Here is an 18,760-nt window from a genome sequence, read left to right as displayed (position 1 = left end):
GTGGACAACAGCACCATCGTCAACGGCCTGTCGGTCGATGTCGAGGACTGGTTCCAGGTCGGCGCGTTCGAGAACACCATCTCGCGCGGCGACTGGGACGGCCTCGAATTGCGCGTGGGCGACAATGTCGCGCGCATCCTCGACCTGTTCGACGGGGCCGGGGTCAAGGCTACCTTCTTCACGCTGGGCTGGGTTGCCGAGCGCAACAAGCCCGCCATGCGCGCCATCGTCGAGCGCGGCCACGAACTGGCCAGCCACGGCTACGACCATACCCGCGTGTTCACCTTCACGCGCGCGCAATTCGTCGACGACATCGCGCGGGCGCGGGCGATCCTCGAAGATGCAGGGGGGCAGAAGGTCACCGGCTATCGCGCGCCGAGCTTCTCGATCGATGCGCGCAATCGCTGGGCGCACGAGGTGCTGGCCGAGCACGGCTATGCCTATTCCTCCTCGGTCGCGCCGGTCGTGCACGACCATTACGGCTGGCGCGAAGCACCGCGCTTTGCCTTCAATCCCGTGTCGGGCAGCGACCTCGTCGAAATTCCGGTGACCACGGCACTCTTTCGCGGGCGTCGTCTCGCGGCGGGCGGCGGTGGCTTCTTTCGCGTGCTGCCCTATGGCTTCAGCCGCTGGGCGATCCGGCAGGTCAATAGCGAAGGGCGGCCGGCGGTGTTCTATTTCCATCCATGGGAAGTCGATCCCGGGCAGCCCCGGGTGGTGGAGGCGCCGCTGCGCTCGCGGCTGCGGCATTACACCAATCTCACCCGCATGGAGGGCAAGCTCGCCACCTTGCTCGGCGATTTCGCCTGGGGCCGCATGGATGCGCTCGCCGCGCGCGAGATACCGCGCAGCCTTGCCTGGGCCGCATGAGCAGCGCGTCGGGGCCCGGATTGCTCGTCCGCCAGGCGGACATTCGCGACGCGCAGGAACGAGCGCGGATCGAGGCCTTCGTCGCCGAGCACGGCGCGACGCCGTTCCACCGGCCCGCCTGGCTGCTGGCGATCGAGGAGGGCACCGGCCAGCGCGGCCTCGGGCTGGTGGCCGAGCGCGCGGGCGTTATCGCGGGCTGGCTGCCGCTGACCGAAGTGCGCTCGGCACTGTTTCCCCCGGCTCTCGTCTCCAGCGGTTTCGGGGTCGGTGGCGGGGTACTCGCCGAAACCGAGGACGCGGGTGCCATGCTGTGCCGTGCAGCACAGGAAATGGCACAACGCCTGTCGGTTTCCTCGGTCGAACTGCGGGGCGGTACGGCGGATGAGGGCTGGGAGCCGATCACCGGCAAGCACGCCAACTTCTCGCGTCCGCTGGCCGCGGACCACGAAGCCGAACTCGAGGCGATCCCGCGCAAGGCGCGTGCCGAAGTGCGCAAATGCCTCCGTTCACCGCTCGAGATCGTGGCGGGACACAGCGATCATCTCGACACATTCTATCGCTGCTATGCCGCCAGCGTGCACAATCTCGGTACGCCGGTCTTCCCGCGCAAGCTCTTCGCGGCGGTGCTCGATCATTTCGGCAAGGACGCCGATATCCTGACCGCGCTGCACGAAGGGCGCGCCGTGTCGAGCGTGCTGTCGCTCTATCACAATGGCGCGGTCATGCCTTTCTGGGGCGGGGGCGGAGTGGAAGCGCGCGCGCTCAAGTCGAACGAGCGCGTCTATTTCGAGCTGATGGATCACGGCCGCGCGCGCGGCTGCACACATTACGACTACGGTCGCTCGAAAGTTGGCAGCGGCCCCTACAACTTCAAGAAATGGCAGGGCTTCGAACCCGAGCCGCTGACCTATTGGAGCTGGACCGCCCCCGGCAGCACGGCGCGCAATGTCGACCCCACCGACCAGAGCTATTCGACGAGCATCGCTCTGTGGAAGAAGCTCCCACTGTCGGTGGCGACGCGGATCGGACCCTTCATCGCGCGCGGGCTGGGCTGACGTGAGCGAGATCCTGTTTCTCGCGCACCGTGTGCCCTTTCCCTCGGATCGCGGCGACAAGATCCGCTCGCATCATCTGCTCAAGGGACTGGCGAAGCTCGGCCCGGTGCATGTCGGCACCTTCGGCGAGACCGCGCTGGACATGGCGCAAAAGCCCACCCTGGCCGGGATCGCCAAGACGCATGCACTGATCCACCGCACCAAGCCGCTGCCGCTGGCGGGGGCGGAAGCGCTGTTGAGGGCGAGGCCGGTGAGCCTGACCGCGTTCGAGGATGCGGCGATGCACCGCTATGTCGCAAAGACGCTGACCAACCATCCGGTCGAGACGATCTTCGTCTTCTCCGGCCAGATGGGGCAGTACATTCCCGACGGCTATCGCGGGCGCGTGCTCTTCGACCTGTGCGATGTCGATAGCGCCAAGTTCGAAGCCTATGCCGATGCCGGGCAGCGCACGTGGATCAATCGCCGCGAGGGGCGGCTGCTCGCGCGCGAGGAGGAACGGCTGGCCCGCCGCGCGGAAGTCACCTTGCTGATCAGCGAGAACGAAGCCGAGCTGTTCCGCTCGCGGCTCGCCGATCCTGCCGCAGTGCGTTTGCGGGCGCTCGGCAACGGGATCGACGCCGAATTCTTCGACCCTTCGCCGGTGGCGCTGCAGCCGGACCTCGAGGAAGGCGAGGACCCGCAGCTCGTCTTTACCGGGCAGATGGACTACGCGCCCAATATCGCTGCCGCCGAATGGATGATCGAAGAGATCATGCCCGCGCTGCGCAAGACCCATGCGCGGGCCCGGTTCCACGTCGTCGGCCGCGCTCCGGTCAAGAGCCTGCGCGACCGCCATGGCGAAAACGGGACGCGTGTCTGGGGCGAAGTGCCCGATGTCCGTCCCTATCTCAAATCGGCCGATCTGGTCGTCGCGCCGCTGCTGATCGCGCGCGGCGTCCAGAACAAGGTGCTCGAGGCGATGGCGATGGCGCGTCCTGTGGTGCTGACGCCAGGCGCAGCCACGGGGATAGATGCCCATGACGGCGAGCATCTTGCCGTGGCTCGTGCGGAACCCGCCACCATGCTGGCGCGGATCGAGGCGCTGCTCGGCGAGCCCGAGCGCGCGCGGTCGATGGGGCTGGCGGCGCGCCGCTTCGTCGTCGACCGGATGAGCTGGGATGGTGTCGAGGCTGCGCTTGCCGAGCTGGTCGGCGAGGGGGCGTCGGCGCGCGATGCCGCGTGACCTCGCCTTGAACAGCTCTGCCACGGCTGCGCGGGTGCATCCAGGGTTGATGGTCCTGTGCGCAGGCATCGTGCTGATCGCGCTGACCTTTGCCGACTGGCGCGAAATGGCGCACCAGTGGTGGGACATCGACACCTATAGCCACATCCTGCTCGTCCCGCCGATCATCGCCTGGCTGGCATGGCTCCGCCGGGATGAACTGGCAAAGGTGCCGCTCGCCGGGTGGTGGCCGGGCCTGCTGTGGATGCTGTTCGGTCTGGCGACATGGCTGGCCGGTCGGAATCTGGGGATCAACACCATTGCGCAGGGTGGGGCGGTGCTGTCGCTGCAGGGGGCGGTGCTCGCGATCCTGGGTCTGCGCGCCGGGCTCATTCTGGCTTTCCCGCTCGCCTATGCTTTTTTGCTGGTTCCCTTCGGCGGCGAATTCATCCCGCCGCTGCAGATGATTACCGCAGAAATCGCCACCGCGCTGTCGCAGCTGAGCGGCATCGAGACCGTCGCGGACGGTATCCATATCGACACGCCGGCGGGCCTGTTCATCGTCGCGGAGGAATGCTCGGGGGTGAAATTCCTCATCGCCATGCTCGCGCTCGGCGTGCTCGTGGCGCATAGCTGCTTCACCAGCTGGTCGCGGCGCTTCCGGTTTATGCTCGCCTGCATCGTCGTTCCGATCGTCGCCAATGGGATTCGCGCCTGGGTCACGATCTACATCGCGCAGTTCGTCGGCGCCGAGGCGGCGGGAAGCTTCGATCACATCGTCTACGGCTGGGTCTTCTTCGGCGTGGTCATCGCGCTGGTGCTGGGCGTGGCCTGGCGCTGGTTCGAGCGCGAACCGGAAGAGGCGGGCTGGTCCGCCGACGAGGCCGGTGCGATGCCGCTCGTTCGCCGGCTCGAGGGTCGGAGCATCAGCCCGGCGCTGGCCTTCGGTGCGGTGCTGGCTGCCGCATTGGTCTTTGCCGTGCTCGCGCGGCTCGGCTAGGCACGCTCGCCTATGTGCGGGATCGCGGGACTCTTCCATTTCGAGACGGTCAAGCCGGTCGATCCCAGGCGGGTCGAGCGGATGACCGATGCGCTGGCCCATCGCGGCCCCGACGGCAGCGGCGTATGGACCGCGCCCGGAGTGGGGCTGGGGCATCGCCGCCTGTCGGTGATCGATCTCGAGGGTTCGCCGCAGCCGATGCATTCGACTGACGGCCGCACGGTGATCGTCTTCAATGGCGAGATCTACAATTACCGCGCGCTGCGCCGCGAGCTCGAACAGGGCGGAGCGGTTTTCCGCACCGACGGCGATACCGAAACCATCCTCGCCGCCTGGCAGAAATGGGGGCCCGATTGCCTTTCGCGCTTCGACGGGATGTTCGTTTTCGCGCTCTACGATCTCGACCGGCGGCAGCTGTTTCTCGCGCGCGACCGGCTTGGTGTGAAGCCGCTCTACCTCGCGCGGCTGGAGGGCGGGGCGCTCGCCTTCGCCAGCGAGATGAAGGGGCTGCTCGCCCACCCGCTGATGCGCCGGCAGATCGACCCGCTGGCGATCGAGGACTACATGACCTGGGGCTATGTCCCCGACCATCGCGCGATGCTCAAGGGAGTGGAGAAGCTTCCCGCGGGCCATTTTCTGCTGCTCGAACACGGGCGCGATCCCGGGCCGCCGCAGCAATGGTGGGATGTGAGTTTCGCCGAGCGCGAGAGAGGGCGGACCGAGGACCTTTCGGCGCAGTTGCTCCACCTGATGCGCGAAGGCGTCACCAGCCGCATGGTCGCCGACGTCCCGTTGGGCGCTTTCCTGTCGGGCGGGGTCGACAGCTCCTCGGTCGTCGCGCTGATGAGCGAGGCGAGCGCGACGCCGGTCACGAGCTGCTCGATCGGTTTCGACGTCGAGAGCGTCGACGAGACCCGCCATGCGCGGCAGGTGGCCGAGCTCTTCGGGACGGACCATCACGAGCGGATCGTCTCGGCCGACCAGTTCGGCGAGATCGACCGCATCGCCGCGATCTTCGACGAGCCCTTCGCCGATGCCAGCGCGCTGCCGACGCTGCGCGTGTGCGAGCTGGCGCGCGAACACGTCACCGTGGCGCTGTCGGGCGATGGCGCGGACGAGGCCTTTGCCGGCTATCGCCGCCAGCTGTTCCAGATGCGCGAGGAACAGGCGCGATCGATCCTGCCGCGCGCCTTGCGCCAGCCGCTGTTCGGGACGCTGGGGCGCGCGTGGCCGAAGGCCGACTGGGCGCCGCGTCCGCTCCGCGCGAGGACGACCTTGCTGTCGCTGGCCGCAAGCGGGGACGCTGGCTATGCGCGCGCGCTCGCCATCCTCGCCCCCGAACAGCGCGACCGGCTCTATGGCGAGGTGCTGCTCCGAGAGCGGGGAGCATACCGGGCAGAGCAACCGTTCGAGAAGCTGATGCGCGAGGCGCCCGCGCGGAGCGGGCTCGACCGCGCGCAATATGCCGATCTCAAGTTCTGGCTGCCGGGCGACATCCTCACCAAGACCGACCGCACGAGCATGGCGGTGGCGCTCGAGGCGCGCGAGCCGCTGCTCGACCACCGGCTGATCGAGTTCGCCGCGCGGCTGCCACACCGCCAGCGGCTGCGCGGCAACACCGGCAAGTGGCTGCTGAAGCACACGATGGAGCGCTACCTGCCCGAGGACATTCTGTACCGCCAGAAGCAGGGCTTCGTGACCCCGCTCGCGGAATGGTTCCGCGGGCCGCTTGCCGGCGCGACGCGGGCGGTCGCCTCGAGCGAGCTCCTCACCGGCAGCGGATGGTTCGCCCGCAAGGCGCTCTCACGCCTCGCGGACGACCATATCGCAGGCCGTTCGGATCACGGCCGGGTCCTGTGGCAGCTGCTGATGCTCGAGCGTTCGCTGCGGCACCTGCAGCCGAACGCCTAACGCGCGTCGACCAGTACCACCTCGGCGTCGTCGAGCGCCTCGACCACGATGGTGGTCTCGCCGGTCACGGCGATCCCGTCGCGCGGCTGCGCCTCGACGCCATTGACCTTCACCCGGCCCTTAGGGGCGACGAGATACTGGTGGCGCTCGCCCGCAGTCGTCCACGTCGCGCTCTGACCCGCCGCCAGCGTCGCCGCGGCGACCTTCGCATCGGTACGGATCGGCAGCGCGTCGTCGGCCTCGGGCGTTCCGCTCGCGAGCACCTCGAAGCCGCCCTCGCGGGTTGCCTTGGGGAACTCGCGCTGGCCCCAGCCGGGCTGTTCGCCCGCGCGATCGGGGATGATCCAGATCTGGAACAGCGTCGTGTCCTCGTCCTCTAGGTTCATCTCGGCATGGGTGATGCCCGTGCCCGCGCTCATCACCTGCACGTCGCCCGCCGCGGTACGGCCTTCGTTGCCGAGGCTGTCGCGGTGGCTGATCGCGCCTTTGCGGACGAAGGTGACGATTTCCATGTCGCGGTGCGGGTGCGGGGGAAAGCCGGACTGCGCAGCGATCGTGTCATCGTTCCACACGCGGATGCTGCCCCAGCCCATGCGCTCGGGATCGTGGTAGTTGGCGAAACTGAAGTGGTGCCGCGCATCGAGCCAGCCGTGGTTGGCATGTCCGAGCGAGGCGAAGGGACGGATATCGATCATTGGTTTTCTCACATCGGCGGGGTGTTGACGCCGGGATGCGTCCGATGTGGGCGCCGCTCCGGGGCCGTCAAGAAACACGGGTGTGACTACCCGGTTTCCGGCCTATGCGAGGCCGTGGCCCCGCGCCATGTAGTCGGCGCTCTGCATTTCCTTGAGGCGGCTCACCGTCCGCTCGAATTCGAAGGCGCCATCGCCTGCGGTATAGAGGTTCTCGGGTTCGGCGGCCGCGGTGACGAAGAGCTTGACGTTGTTCTCGTAGAGCGCGTCGACCAGCTTGGTGAAGCGGATCGCCTCGTTGCGATTGTCGGGCGACATCGCGGGAATGCCGACCACGATCACCGTGTGATAGGCATGCGCGATGGCGAGATAGTCCGCCGCGCCGCGGTTCTCGCCGCACAGCCGCTTGAAGCTGAAGACGCCGACGCCCTTGAGGCTCTTAGGCACATGCAGCGTCCGCCCGCCGCCGAGATCGAGTTCGCCCGACGGAACGTTGTCGGCATCCTCGGGCTTGTAGTCGGTCAGGCGGAAGAAGGCCTCGCGCACCTGCGCCGTCGCGGCCTCGCCGAGCGGGGCGTGCCAGGTCCCCATGTCGCCCAGCCGGTCGAGCCGGTAGTCGGTCGGCCCGTCGAGCGGGAGAACGTCGAGCTCTTCCTCGACCAGGTCGATGAAGGGGAGGAAGAGCGAACGGTTGAGCCCGTCCTTGTAGAGGTCCGCAGGTGGACGGTTGCTGGTGGTGACGACGGTCACGCCCTGGTCGCGGATCAGCGCGGTGAAGAGGCGCGCCATGATCGCCGCATCGGCAGTGTTGGTGACCACCATCTCGTCGAAGGCGAGGCAGCGCACGTCGGCGGCGATGTCGCGCGCGACCTTGCCCGTGGGGTCCCCCGGATCGCTGGTCCGCCGGTCGCGCATCCGCCGATCGACTTCGAGCATGAACTCGTGAAAGTGCGCGCGCCGCTTCTCCGCGATGCCTAGCGTGTCGACGAAGAGGTCCATCAGCATCGACTTGCCGCGCCCGACGCCGCCCCACATGTAGACACCCTGCGGTCGCGCCTTCTTCGGTCTGAACAGCTGCGAGAGCAGGCCGCCCGAAGTGTCGGCCTCGAGGTCCTTCTGCAGCCGGTCGAGCCGCTCGGCGGCGCGGCGCTGGTCGGCATCGGCCCTGAGTTCGCCCGCAGCGACGAGGCGCTCGTAGCGGGCGAGCATGCCGGTCACGGGGTGGCCCGGCGCTTCATCTTCTTCACGATGCCCGAGAAGCTGGCGACGATATGATCGTCCTGCTCGACCGCGCCGCGGACGAAGACCATGCTGCCCGTCTCGCGGACGATCTCGCAGACCGCGTCGAGCGGCCGGTCCACCTGGCCGGCGCCGACGAACTGGGTCGACAGTTCCAGCGTGACAGAGGGCCCGGCATTGCCCGATCCGATCGTGTGCATCGTGGTGAACAGGCTGATGTCGATCAACGAGAGCGTCACCGCGCCATGGACGATGCCCTGCAGGTTCTCGTGCCGCCGTTCGGGGAACATGCGCAGCCGCGCCTTCCCGTCGTCGTCGACGCGGGTGATGAGCTTGCCCATCACCGCGCCGTTGAACAGCGTCTGGTCCTTCAGGTTCCAGTGGCGCCAGCCCGGGTTCTCCGGATCGGGGCCGTGTTCGAAGATCTCGTCGGAGAGCCGCGCCATCAGATGGCGCGTTCGGCGATCATCTTCTTGGTTTCGGCGATCGCCTTGGCCGGGCTGAGGCCCTTGGGGCAGACGTTCGCGCAGTTCATGATCGTGTGGCAGCGATAGAGGCGGAAGGGGTCCTCGAGCGCATCGAGGCGTTCGCCGGTCATCTCGTCGCGGCTGTCGGCGAGCCAGCGATAGGCCTGCAGCAGGATCGCCGGGCCGAGGAACTTGTCGCTGTTCCACCAATAGCTGGGGCAGGCGGTCGAGCAGCAGGCGCAGAGGATGCATTCGTAGAGCCCGTCGAGCTTCTCGCGCTGTTCGGGCGACTGGAGGCGTTCCTTGCCTGAGGGCGTGGTCGAGACGGTCTGCAGCCAGGGGCGGATGCTGGCGTATTGCGCGTAGAAATGGGTGAAGTCGGGGACGAGGTCCTTGATCACATCCATGCTCGGCAGCGGGGTGATGCGGATTTCGCCCTTGAGGTCCTCGATCGCGGTGGTGCAGGCGAGGCCGTTCTTGCCGTTGAGGTTCATCGAGCAGGACCCGCAGATGCCTTCGCGGCACGAGCGGCGGAAGGTCAGCGTGGGGTCGATCTCGTTCTTGATCTTGAACAGCGCATCGAGGACCATCGGGCCGCACTCGTCGAGATCGAGCTCGAACGTGTCGTAGCGCGGGTTCTCGCCGCTGTCGGGATCGTAGCGGTAAATCTTGAACTTGCGGATGCGCGCGCCGCCCTCGGCCTTGTGGGTGCGGCTCTTGCCGGTGAGCTTCGAATTCTTGGGAAGGGTGAAGGTCGCCATTACGCTATCGGTCCTGTTGCTTTGCGAAACCCATCTAGCGGTTCGGGCGAGGGGTGCAAGGCCGAGTGTACCGCTAATCCTCGGCAGCGCATTCCTACGACATGGACCGGGTGTTACACGGTCCAGGGCCAAAATGCCTTCTTCCGCCAAATGCCCGGTAAACCGGGCGAATCCGGGGAACCGGCACATGCTGCGGGGGGTCTATGCCGGTAGGATGGATGTAGGAAAAACCTTTCGGCGCGCGGCAATCTTTGGCGCCAGCGGCGGTATCGGCGGGGCGCTGGCACGTGCGTTGGCCGACCGAGGCGTCGAGGTCTGGGCGGGGAGCCGCTCGGGCGAGACGTCCGATCCGCGCTTTCGGACCTTTCGGTTCGATCTCACTGACGAGAGCACGATCGCGGACGTGGCGAAGGCGATGGCAGAAGGCCCGCCCGATCTGGTGCTGGTGGCGAGCGGTGTGCTCACCTTGTCCAGTGGAACGGGGCCCGAGCGGAGCCTGCGCCACATCGACGCCGCGACGATGGAGGAGGCCTTTCGGCTCAACACGGTCGGACCGGCCCTGGTCGCCAAGCACATGCTCCCCCTGCTGCCGCGCGAGCGGCGGAGCGTCTTCGCGGCGCTCTCCGCGCGGGTCGGATCGATCGGCGACAACCGGCTGGGTGGCTGGCACAGCTATCGCGCGAGCAAGGCGGCGCTCAACATGCTGCTCCGGAATTTCGCCATCGAACTGGCACGCACGCATCCCCAGGCGGTGGTTTCCGGGTTGCACCCGGGCACGGTCGACACCGCGCTGTCGCAGCCCTTCCAGAGCAACCTGCCCGAAGGCCAGCTGACCGCACCGCAGGACGCGGCGCGCAATCTGCTGGCGGTGATCGAGCGGCTTACCCCCAGCGACAGTGGCAAGGTCTTAGACTGGAACGGCGTGGAAGTGCCCGCCTAACCCATCAGGCCATGGCGCCGTAGCGACTCCGCGAGGATCGTCTCGATCAGCTCTTCCTGTTTCCAGCCCGCCATCGCCGCGGCGCGATCCCAGCGGCGTGGCTATCCGGTCATCAACATGGCGACCTGCGTGTTTTGGTGTCGTTCACTGCGTGCGTTGTGCAGTGCCCGGTCAGGCGGTGGTTATTGCGCTACCAGTCCGTTGCGCCGCCAGCTTTCCGCGAGCAGCGTTTCGATCAGATCGGCATGGCTGAAGCCCGCATGGGCGGCCGCCTTGGCCATGACCTTTTCCGACCAGAGATTGCAGTTGAGATTGATCTCGATGAAATTGATGTCGCCGGTCTTGAGATCGAGCCGGAATTCGATGCGGCCATAGTCGAAAGGCAGGAATTCCTGCGCCACCTTCTTCGCCATGGCTTCGATCCTGGGGGCCAGCTCGGGATCCTCGAACCTCTTGAGCGCGGCCTTTTCCTTGTTCTCGACCAGGTCGCGCTTCTCGTAATAGGTCCACAGGCGCTGCGTATCCTCGCGTTCGTACCACAGCATCGGCAGCGCGACCGGCTCGTCGTCGATGGTGATGAAGGCGCACTGGATGTCGTATCCGTCGAGATAGGGTTCGACGATCGCGTCGTGGCCTTCGGAATGGATGCGCCAGACCGCATTGGCGACCTCGTTCCATTCGTGGGCATCGGTGATGCCCCAGCTGGCGGAGGAGGCATTGGGCTTGACCACCCAGCGGCCGGCATCCCGGGCGGGCAGGTTCGCTTCGAGGACCGGGGCGCCGCGGCGATAGCAGAACCACGGTGCGGTGGGCACGCCGGCATGGTCGCAGACCAGCTTCGACACCGACTTGTCGTCGCCCAGTCCGCGCAGGAAGGGCATGGCGCCGAGGTAGGGGATGCCGTGCTTGTTGCACAGGATCGGGATCAGCATCTCGCTGTTCACGAAACCGCCGCGATTGAGCAGGGGGAAGACGAAGTCGACGTCGGGCTTGGAATAGAGCACTTCGAACTGGTTGGCGAGCTGGAGATTGAGGCCGAGCCCCTCCAGCGTCGTGCGCACTTCGTGATGGTAGATGGCGTGATTGCCGTCCTCGGGATGCATGCCGCCGCCGAACAGGGCATGCTTGGCCATGAACAGCATGCGGAGGCGCTGCTTGGCTTCTTCGGGGATGCGAAGGGGTGCGATGGATTTGGTCATGTCGGCCCGTTGAACTGTTTGCGCGCCCCTTTAGTCGCGCTGGTGCCCCTCCACCAGAACTTTGTCACGCACCGGTTTCCGCTTGCGCCGAGGCGATTCCGCGATAGCCTCGGAATTGTCGCGCAATCGGAGGAGTTTGCGGCGTGGGTATGAAGGCCTGGTACGACCGACACATTATGCCGCGCTTGATCACCGCCGCCTGCGGGCAGGAAGGGATCGAGAATCGCCGCAAGCAAGTGGTGCCTCTGGCGCAGGGGCGGGTGTTCGAACTGGGTTGCGGGGGCGGGCTCAACCAGGCGCTCTACGATCCCGCCCGGATCACCTCTTTTTCGGGCATCGATCCGCACGAAAAGCTGCTCGACGGGGCGAGGGCGCGCGCCAGAGAGAAAGGCTGGGAGACCGACATCCGGCAGGGCGTGGGCGAGGATATTCCCTTTGCCAGCGGCTCCTTCGATACGGTGGTCTGTACCTACACGCTCTGTTCGGTCGAGGATCCGGGCGCGGTGCTGGCGGAAATGTGGCGCATTCTCGCGCCGGGCGGCAAGTTGCTGTTCCTCGAGCATGGGCGTGCGCCCGATGCCGGGGTGGCGCGGTGGCAGGAACGGGTCGAACCCGTGTGGAAGCCGCTCGCCGGCGGATGCCACCTGACCCGTCCGATCGGCGCATCGCTGCGCGGCGCGGGCTTTGCGGTCGAACCGCTCGGTCAGGCCTATCTCGACAAGACGCCCAAGGTTCTGGGCTGGATGGAATGGGGCGTGGCGCGCAAGGCTTGAGGGCCGGCGGGCAAGTGCCGCGCCGACCCTCTGCAATGCCTATTCGTCGCCGAAGGTGCGCTGCCACCAGCCGCGCTTGGGCTTGGCGGTCTCTTCGGGGTCGACGCTGTCGTGCGGCGCAGGTTCGGGAGCCGGTTCGGCACTAGCCTCGACCGGCGCCTCCGCGGGCTGTTCGGCCTCGGTCTTCTTCTTGCGCGGCGCACGCTTCTTGGGCGCGGGCTTGGCTTCGGTTTCGGCACCGGCGTCGGCCGCTTCCGGCGTCTCGCTCGGGGCCTCGGCGTCTGCCTTCTTCTTGCGCGGCGCACGCTTCTTGGGCGCGGGCTTGGCCTCGGCTTCGTCTTCCGCCTTTGCGGCAGCGTCGGTGTCGGCCTTCTTCTTGCGCGGCGCGCGCTTCCTGGGCTTGGGCTTCTCGTCGGCGTCCGCGTCGGCGGCAGCTTCTGCCGTTTCGGGCTCGCCTTCGGGCCCGGCGACCACTGCCATGTCCTCTTCGACGGCTTCGGAGACCTGCTCGAGCTGTTCGGCGTCCTCGGAAGTCACCTCGTCGGACTTGCGCCCGCGTCCGCGACCGCCCCTACGGCGTCCGCCGCGGCGACGGCGCTTCTTCGGACGGTCGTCGCCGTCCTCGCCTTCGTTCGCTTCCTCGGTGTCGTCGCCATCGTCGGCGTCGTTGCCAACATCGTCGGAATGGTCCTGATCGTCGTCGTCCCGCTGGCGGGTCTTGCTGCGCCCGCGTCCACCACGGCGGCGGCGGCGCTTGTTGCGCGGACGATCGTCGTCCTCGCCCTCGTCCTCGTCGGTCTCGTCGACGATGTCTTCGTCCTCGTCGCTATCATCGACGATCGGATCGAAGCGCGGCGCATCCTTGGGCTTGGGGCCGTGGCTCGAGACGCTCATCTTGGCGCCTTCGTCCTCGCCCTCGGGGACCACTTCGACGGTCACGTGATAGCGCTGTTCGATCTCCATCAGATCGGCGCGCTTTTCGTTGAGCAGGTAGATCGCCGCTTCGGTGCTGGCGGCGAGGCGGATGGTCGAACCCTTGCCCTTGGCGGCTTCGTCCTCGATCAGGCGCAGTGCCGAAAGGCCCGCGCTCGATGCCGTGCGGACGAGGCCGGTGCCGTCGCAATGCGGGCAGTCGCGCGTGGTCGCCTCGAGCACGCCGGTGCGCAGGCGCTGGCGGCTCATTTCCATCAGCCCGAAGCTGGAGATGCGGCCGACTTGGATGCGCGCGCGGTCGTTCTTGAGCGCTTCCTTCATCGCCTTCTCGACCTTGCGCGTGTTCGAGTGATGCTCCTGGTCGATGAAGTCGATGACGACGAGGCCGGCCATGTCGCGCAGGCGCAGCTGGCGGGCGATCTCGCGCGCGGCCTCGAGATTGGTGTGCAGCGCGGTCTGCTCGATATTGTGCTCCTTGGTGGAGCGGCCCGAGTTGATGTCGATCGAGACCAGCGCTTCGGTCGGGTTGATGACGAGGTAACCGCCGCTCTTCAGCTGAACGACCGGGTCGTACATCGCCTTGAGCTGGTCCTCGGCGCCGTAGCGCTGGAACAGCGGGACCGGGTCCGAATACTGCTTCACCCGCCGCGCATGGCTGGGCATCAGCAGCTTCATGAATTCCTTGGCCGACTTGTAGCCGGGCTCGCCCTCGACGACGACTTCCTCGATCTCGCGATTGTAGATGTCGCGGATGGCTCGCTTGATCAGGTCGCTGTCCGAATGGATCAGCGCGGGCGCGGAAGAGGACAGCGTGCGTTCGCGAATCTCGTCCCACAGGCGGGCGAGATAGTCGAAGTCGCGCTTGATCTCGGTCTTGGTGCGGCTGAGGCCCGCGGTGCGGACGATCAGGCCCATCGACTTGGGCAGGCTGAGGTCCGAGACGACCTGCTTCAGACGCTTGCGGTCCGACGCGCTCGAGATCTTGCGCGAGATGCCGCCGCCGTGGCTGCTGTTGGGCATCAGCACGGTGTAGCGCCCGGCAAGGCTGAGATAGGTGGTCAGCGCGGCGCCCTTGTTGCCGCGCTCTTCCTTGACGACCTGGACCAGCAGCACCTGGCGGCGCTGGATGACGTCCTGGATCTTGTAGCGGCGGCGCAGCGCCATGCGCTTGGCGCGCGCTTCGTCGACTTCCTTGGCGCGGGTGCGGCCACCCCCCTTGCCCTGGCGGCGGCCACGACCACGGCCGCGACCACGACCGCGCGAACGGTTGTCGTCCTCGTCCGATTCCTCGTCGGAATCGTCTTCGTCGTCCTCGTCGCCGTCGAGATGGCCTTCCTCGATTGTCGCGACCTCGTCCTTGTCGGAGGTGTCGACTTCCTCGAGGCCGTCTTCGGCGAGATCCTCGGCGAGCGCTTCGGAACTTTCGTCCTCGGCGTCGTATTCCTCGCCGGGCATTTCGCCGCGGTCTTCTTCCTCGTCGCGCAGGCGGGCTTCTTCCTCGGCCGCCTCGGCTTCGGCGGCGAGCAGCGCCTCGCGGTCTTCCTTGGGGATCTGGTAGTAGTCGGGGTGGATTTCGCTGAAGGCGAGGAAGCCGTGGCGATTGCCACCGAAATCGACGAAGGCCGCCTGCAGCGAGGGTTCGACCCGCGTAACCTTGGCTAGATAGATATTGCCCTTGATCTGCTTGTGATCGGCAGATTCGAAATCGAATTCCTCAATCCGGTTGCCCTTGAGCACCGCCACCCGGGTTTCTTCCTGGTGGCGCGCATCGATAAGCATGCGCGTTGCCATGTAGTAATCTCCAGCCGCGTGCGCGCAGGGCAGGCCCTGCCAGGCCGCGGCGTATCATGTTGGAAAATCCGCGGCCCGTCCTGGGCGACGCGGTGTTTGCGAACCGGCCGATGCCTGCATATGCGACGGGCCGGGTATTCGTGACTGCGGGACTGGTCCTGCGCTGCGATTGCGCTGTCCGGCCCGACGATGCGGCAAAGGCGGAAGCCTGTGCTGCGCTGGTCGGGGAAAAACGGGCCATGTCCGGCATCAACCTGTATTGCATTGGGTCGGAGCGGCGGCGCCGCTGCGTCCTGAAAAAGAACGGTTTTTTCCGATGACCCTCTTCGTCGCGTCGATATCGCGCCGATCGGAGGCACCGGGCAAACCGGTAATATCTCGCTAGCACCGTGGGTTTCGTACGGCAACCATATTGCGTCATTCGGCAACAAGGCCCTAACCAAGCGGAGTAATGTCGATCCGGGCCCAACTCATGCTGCTGGTCCTGCTGCCGCTCGCCCTCGTCGCGGCGCTGGTGGCAACCGCGCAGCGCATTCCGGTGCCGACGCTCGGACGCGCCTATGTCGTGCGCGTGACCCTGCCGAAGGCCGACGCGCCTGCTGCTCTGCCGCAGGTCGCGGGGCGGGCGGGGTTGCCGCTGGTCGTGATCGACGCCGGCCATGGCGGTCACGATCCGGGCGCCTCGGGGCAGGGCTATCGCGAGAAGGCGATCGTGCTCGGGCTGGCACGCGCTCTGCGCGACGAGCTCGAACGCGAGGGCAAGGTCCGCGTGGCGCTGACGCGCGACGACGATCGCTATCTCGTCCATGCCGAACGCGTGGACATCGCCCGGCGGCTCGACGCCGACCTGTTCCTCTCGATCCATGCCGACAGCGCGGGCGACGCGGAACAGGTGACCGGGGCGAGCACCTACACACTGTCGAGCAAGGCATCGAGCGAGGCGGCGGCGCGGTTCGCCGAGCGCGAGAATGCCGCCGACCGTCTCAACGGGATCGACATCGGCGGGCAGAGCGATGTGGTGAGCACGATCCTGGTCGAACTGTCGCAGCGACGCACGCAGGAACAATCGGCCGAATTCGCGCGACTCATCCGGCGCGAGGGCGAGGGCACCATCCGCTTCCACCCGCAGGCGGCGCGGTCGGCGGCGCTCAAGGTCCTGCGCGCGCCCGACGTCCCCTCGGTGCTGTTCGAAAGCGGCTACATCACCAACGAGGCCGACGCACAGCGGCTCGCCTCTCAAGAGGGCCGCGCCCGCTTCGCCAAGGTCATGGCGCGCGCCATCCGGATCTATTTCGCCCGCCAGCAGGCGGGCTGAGCGGGTCAAAATTCTCCAACGCATTCTTCGTTCTGGCGAATTGCAGAATGAGCGTGCTAGAGGCCCCATCCACATCATGTCAGACCAGCCCGCCCTCGACTATTACCGCTACCGCATCAGCCGCGATCCCAGGCGGTTGGTCGCTTGGTTCAACGACAATTGGGCGCACAACCGCAAGCTGCGCATCGCCTGCTATCTCGGCGGCATCGCGGTGGTCATGCTGGTGCTCGCCTGGGCGACCTTGGGGCGCAACCTGCCCGACGCCGAATCGCTGCTCGAATACGAAACTCCGCTGCCGACGGTGGTCCGCGGAATCGATGGCGAGATCGTCAACACCTATGCCCGCGAACGCCGGGTGCAGCTGCAGTACGGCGATTTCCCGCAGAAGCTGATCGAGGCCTATCTTTCGGCCGAGGACAAGACCTTCTTCAGCCACGGCGGGGTCGACATCACCGGCACGCTGGGGGCGGTCGTCGACTACGCGACCAAGTTCGGTTCCGGGGAACGCGCGGTCGGCGGATCGACCATCACCCAGCAGGTCGCCAAGAACCTGCTGCTGGGCGACGAATATTCGGTGACGCGCAAGCTCAAGGAGATGATCCTGGCCACGCGCATCGAGAGCGTGCTGACCAAGCAGGAGATCCTCGAGCTCTATCTCAACGAGATTCCGCTGGGGCGCCGCAGCTTCGGCGTTCAGGCGGCGGCGCGGGCCTATTTCGACAAGGACGTCGGTGATCTCGACCTTCACGAGATGGCCTTCCTCGCGATCCTCCCCAAGGCGCCCGAACGCTATGGCCGCGCCAAGTTCCACGACATGGCGATCGCGCGGCGCAATTTCGTGCTCGACCAGATGGTCGCCAACGATTTCATCACTGCCGAGGAAGGCGCCGCGGCCAAGAGCGAGGATCTCGGCCTCGTCCAGCAGCGCACCGAGCGCTCGGCCGATGCCGGCTATTTCCTCGAGGAAGTGCGCCGCCAGCTGATCGACAAGTTCGGCGAGACCGCCGAGGACGGGCGCAACAGCGTCTATTCGGGCGGATTGTGGGTGCGCACCTCGCTCGATACCGAACTGCAGGATGCGGCCCGCGACGCGCTGCGGGCGCAGTTGATCCTCTATCATGGCAATCGCGGCTTCACCAAGCCGATCGCCACGCTCAATCCCGACAATGGCAGCCTGACGTCGCAGCTGGCCTCATCGAACATCGCGATCAACTACAAGGACTGGCGCGTCGGCGTGGTCACCGCGCCGGGCCGCATCGGCTTCGGCGATGGCGAGGAATATCCGCTTTCGGGCGGGCCTTCGACGCTCAAGGCAGGCGACGTGGTCGCGGCCGCAAAATCGGGCGGCGGCTATGCCATCCGCGGGGTTCCCGAGGTGTCGGGTGCCTTCCTTGCCGAGGCGCCGCAGACCGGGCGCATCCTCGCCATGCAAGGCGGGTTCGACAGCCGCCTGGGCAGTTTCAATCGCGCGACGCAGGCGCTGCGCCAGCCGGGGTCGACGATCAAGCCTTTCGTCTATGCATCCGCGCTCGACCAGGGGATGACGCCGGCGACGCAGGTCCCCGACCAGACCTTCTGCGTGTGGCAGGGCGCCAATCTGGGCGAGAAATGCTTCCGCAACTTCGGCGGCGGGGGCGGGGGCGTGCACACCATGCGCTGGGGCCTCGAGCAGAGCCGCAACCTGATGACCATTCACATCGCCGACGACACCGGCATGGACAATGTCATCAAGACCTTCCAGCGCGTCGGCATCGGCAGCTACGACCCCTATTATTCCTTCGCGCTGGGGGCGGGCGACACCACCGTCGCGCGGATGGTCAACGCCTATGCGGCGCTTGCCAACTGGGGCCGCCAGAACGCCGGATCGGTGATCGATTACGTCCAGGATCGCGACGGGAAGGTCATCTTCCGCACCGACAAGCGCGATTGTTCGAGCTGCAACATGCCCGAATGGGACGGGCAGCCGATGCCGCGCTTCGACATATCGGGCAAGCAGGTGCTCGATCCCCGCACCGCCTTCCAGGTGGTCCACATGCTGCAGGGTGTGGTCACGCGCGGCACCGCGGTGCGGCTGCGCAGCCTCGAACTGCCGCTGTTCGGCAAGACCGGGACCACCAACGGCCCGACCAATGCCTGGTTCGTCGGCGGTTCGCCCGATATCATCGCCGGTATGTATGTCGGCTTCGACCAGCCGCGCAATCTCGGGGGCTGGGTACAGGGCGGCAATACGGCGGCCACGATCATGAAGCGCTTCATCGAAGCAACGCGCGAGCGCTGGCAGGCAGAGGATTTCGTCGCCCCGCCGGGTGTCCGCATGGTCAAGATCGACCGGCGCAGCGGCAAGCGCGTGTTCGAGGGCACGCCCTCCGACGAGCCGACCGCTTCGATCATCTGGGAGGCCTTCAAGCCCGATACCGAACCGCCGCGCGCGACGCGTTCGGACGCCATCGCCGCCAGGCGCAACGAAATCCTCGAGCTGATCCGTCGCGGACGCCAGGGAGCGCAGGCGGCCCGCGCCAGCGATAGCGGCGACAAGCCCAACGACTTCGTCGAGGACCAGGGCGGAATTTACTGATCGGCGCTTGGCAGGCGGACGTGGAGGGTTCATGA

The 18,760-nt window shown here is 66.8% G+C and carries 16 protein-coding genes; 10 read left to right on the top strand and 6 right to left on the bottom strand.

Features of this window, described 5'->3' with window-relative positions:
• Genes ACN4E0_RS08290 through ACN4E0_RS08270 form a run of 5 tightly spaced genes read left to right on the top strand, consistent with a single transcriptional unit; the run spans nt 1 to nt 6,040 of the window.
• Nucleotides 1-870, top strand: coding sequence for an XrtA system polysaccharide deacetylase (locus ACN4E0_RS08290; protein ID WP_419567065.1), 870 nt, complete (start codon nt 1-3; stop codon nt 868-870).
• Nucleotides 867-1,925, top strand: coding sequence for a FemAB family XrtA/PEP-CTERM system-associated protein (locus ACN4E0_RS08285; protein WP_419567064.1), 1,059 nt, complete (start codon nt 867-869; stop codon nt 1,923-1,925). The genes ACN4E0_RS08290 and ACN4E0_RS08285 overlap by 4 nt, the downstream gene beginning before the upstream one ends.
• 1 nt (nt 1,926) lies before the next feature.
• Nucleotides 1,927-3,150, top strand: a complete 1,224-nt coding sequence (locus ACN4E0_RS08280; protein ID WP_419567063.1) for a TIGR03087 family PEP-CTERM/XrtA system glycosyltransferase — start codon at nt 1,927-1,929, stop codon at nt 3,148-3,150.
• Entirely contained in the window at nt 3,140-4,129 is a 990-nt protein-coding gene (gene xrtA / locus ACN4E0_RS08275) for an exosortase A (RefSeq protein ID WP_419567061.1), read from the top strand. The genes ACN4E0_RS08280 and xrtA overlap by 11 nt, the downstream gene beginning before the upstream one ends.
• Before the next feature lie 12 nt (nt 4,130-4,141).
• Nucleotides 4,142-6,040: an XrtA/PEP-CTERM system amidotransferase gene (locus ACN4E0_RS08270; protein WP_419567060.1), complete on the top strand. Its 1,899-nt coding sequence runs from the start codon at nt 4,142-4,144 to the stop codon at nt 6,038-6,040.
• On the opposite strand, the gene ACN4E0_RS08265 is transcribed toward ACN4E0_RS08270, so the two are convergent.
• The 4 genes from ACN4E0_RS08265 to ACN4E0_RS08250 form a co-directional block, all read right to left on the bottom strand.
• Entirely contained in the window at nt 6,037-6,735 is a 699-nt protein-coding gene (locus tag ACN4E0_RS08265) for a pirin family protein (RefSeq protein ID WP_419567058.1), read from the bottom strand. The two genes, ACN4E0_RS08270 and ACN4E0_RS08265, sit on opposite strands and share 4 nt — an antisense overlap.
• 102 nt (nt 6,736-6,837) lie before the next feature.
• Nucleotides 6,838-7,950 carry a cell division protein ZapE gene (gene zapE / locus ACN4E0_RS08260; protein WP_419567057.1) on the bottom strand — a complete coding sequence of 371 codons (1,113 nt, stop codon included), beginning with the start codon at nt 7,948-7,950 and terminating at the stop codon, nt 6,838-6,840.
• Nucleotides 7,947-8,417 (bottom strand): PaaI family thioesterase, encoded by a 471-nt coding sequence (locus tag ACN4E0_RS08255; RefSeq protein ID WP_419567056.1) that lies wholly within the window; start codon nt 8,415-8,417, stop codon nt 7,947-7,949. Before ACN4E0_RS08255 ends, zapE begins: the two co-directional genes overlap by 4 nt.
• On the bottom strand, nt 8,417-9,199 hold the full coding sequence (locus tag ACN4E0_RS08250; protein ID WP_419567055.1) for a succinate dehydrogenase iron-sulfur subunit: 783 nt from the start codon (nt 9,197-9,199) through the stop codon (nt 8,417-8,419). The genes ACN4E0_RS08255 and ACN4E0_RS08250 overlap by 1 nt, the downstream gene beginning before the upstream one ends.
• A gap of 214 nt (nt 9,200-9,413) precedes the next feature.
• On the opposite strand from ACN4E0_RS08250, the gene ACN4E0_RS08245 reads away from it, so the two are divergent.
• Nucleotides 9,414-10,139, top strand: coding sequence for an SDR family NAD(P)-dependent oxidoreductase (locus ACN4E0_RS08245; protein ID WP_419567054.1), 726 nt, complete (start codon nt 9,414-9,416; stop codon nt 10,137-10,139).
• A 182-nt stretch (nt 10,140-10,321) separates the two neighbouring features.
• Here the strand turns inward: ACN4E0_RS08245 and ACN4E0_RS08240 are convergent, their stop codons facing one another.
• Nucleotides 10,322-11,338 carry a D-alanine--D-alanine ligase family protein gene (locus ACN4E0_RS08240; protein WP_419567052.1) on the bottom strand — a complete coding sequence of 339 codons (1,017 nt, stop codon included), beginning with the start codon at nt 11,336-11,338 and terminating at the stop codon, nt 10,322-10,324.
• Between the two features lie 143 nt (nt 11,339-11,481).
• On the opposite strand from ACN4E0_RS08240, the gene ACN4E0_RS08235 reads away from it, so the two are divergent.
• Nucleotides 11,482-12,111, top strand: a complete 630-nt coding sequence (locus tag ACN4E0_RS08235) for a class I SAM-dependent methyltransferase (RefSeq protein WP_419567051.1) — start codon at nt 11,482-11,484, stop codon at nt 12,109-12,111.
• 39 nt (nt 12,112-12,150) lie between these two features.
• On the opposite strand, the gene ACN4E0_RS08230 is transcribed toward ACN4E0_RS08235, so the two are convergent.
• A complete protein-coding gene (locus ACN4E0_RS08230; RefSeq protein ID WP_419567050.1) occupies nt 12,151-14,835 on the bottom strand; it encodes an Rne/Rng family ribonuclease in 2,685 nt (894 codons plus the stop codon).
• Between the two features lie 56 nt (nt 14,836-14,891).
• On the opposite strand from ACN4E0_RS08230, the gene ACN4E0_RS08225 reads away from it, so the two are divergent.
• From ACN4E0_RS08225 to ACN4E0_RS08215, 3 genes are all read left to right on the top strand, one after another.
• Nucleotides 14,892-15,155 carry a hypothetical protein gene (locus ACN4E0_RS08225; RefSeq protein WP_419567049.1) on the top strand — a complete coding sequence of 88 codons (264 nt, stop codon included), beginning with the start codon at nt 14,892-14,894 and terminating at the stop codon, nt 15,153-15,155.
• A gap of 131 nt (nt 15,156-15,286) precedes the next feature.
• On the top strand, nt 15,287-16,150 hold the full coding sequence (locus tag ACN4E0_RS08220) for an N-acetylmuramoyl-L-alanine amidase family protein (RefSeq protein ID WP_419567048.1): 864 nt from the start codon (nt 15,287-15,289) through the stop codon (nt 16,148-16,150).
• 76 nt (nt 16,151-16,226) lie between these two features.
• Entirely contained in the window at nt 16,227-18,725 is a 2,499-nt protein-coding gene (locus ACN4E0_RS08215) for a penicillin-binding protein 1A (protein WP_419567047.1), read from the top strand.
• Nucleotides 18,726-18,760: the final 35 nt, after the last annotated feature.

This window comes from Qipengyuania sp. (assembly GCF_048550555.1).
Lineage (GTDB): Bacteria > Pseudomonadota > Alphaproteobacteria > Sphingomonadales > Sphingomonadaceae > Qipengyuania.
The sequence above is the reverse complement of the archived record's forward strand: the minus strand, read 5'-3'. Positions and strand labels throughout refer to the sequence as shown.

Coding starts and splice junctions, on each gene's coding strand:
- ACN4E0_RS08285 (WP_419567064.1), top strand. CDS start 867: ATGAGCAGCGCGTCGGGGCCCGGATTGCTCGTCCGCCAGGCGGACATT.
- xrtA (WP_419567061.1), top strand. CDS start 3,140: ATGCCGCGTGACCTCGCCTTGAACAGCTCTGCCACGGCTGCGCGGGTG.
- ACN4E0_RS08270 (WP_419567060.1), top strand. CDS start 4,142: ATGTGCGGGATCGCGGGACTCTTCCATTTCGAGACGGTCAAGCCGGTC.
- ACN4E0_RS08265 (WP_419567058.1), bottom strand. CDS start 6,735: ATGATCGATATCCGTCCCTTCGCCTCGCTCGGACATGCCAACCACGGC.
- ACN4E0_RS08255 (WP_419567056.1), bottom strand. CDS start 8,417: ATGGCGCGGCTCTCCGACGAGATCTTCGAACACGGCCCCGATCCGGAG.
- ACN4E0_RS08250 (WP_419567055.1), bottom strand. CDS start 9,199: ATGGCGACCTTCACCCTTCCCAAGAATTCGAAGCTCACCGGCAAGAGC.
- ACN4E0_RS08245 (WP_419567054.1), top strand. CDS start 9,414: ATGGATGTAGGAAAAACCTTTCGGCGCGCGGCAATCTTTGGCGCCAGC.
- ACN4E0_RS08240 (WP_419567052.1), bottom strand. CDS start 11,338: ATGACCAAATCCATCGCACCCCTTCGCATCCCCGAAGAAGCCAAGCAG.
- ACN4E0_RS08230 (WP_419567050.1), bottom strand. CDS start 14,835: ATGGCAACGCGCATGCTTATCGATGCGCGCCACCAGGAAGAAACCCGG.
- ACN4E0_RS08225 (WP_419567049.1), top strand. CDS start 14,892: ATGTTGGAAAATCCGCGGCCCGTCCTGGGCGACGCGGTGTTTGCGAAC.
- ACN4E0_RS08220 (WP_419567048.1), top strand. CDS start 15,287: ATGTCGATCCGGGCCCAACTCATGCTGCTGGTCCTGCTGCCGCTCGCC.
- ACN4E0_RS08215 (WP_419567047.1), top strand. CDS start 16,227: ATGTCAGACCAGCCCGCCCTCGACTATTACCGCTACCGCATCAGCCGC.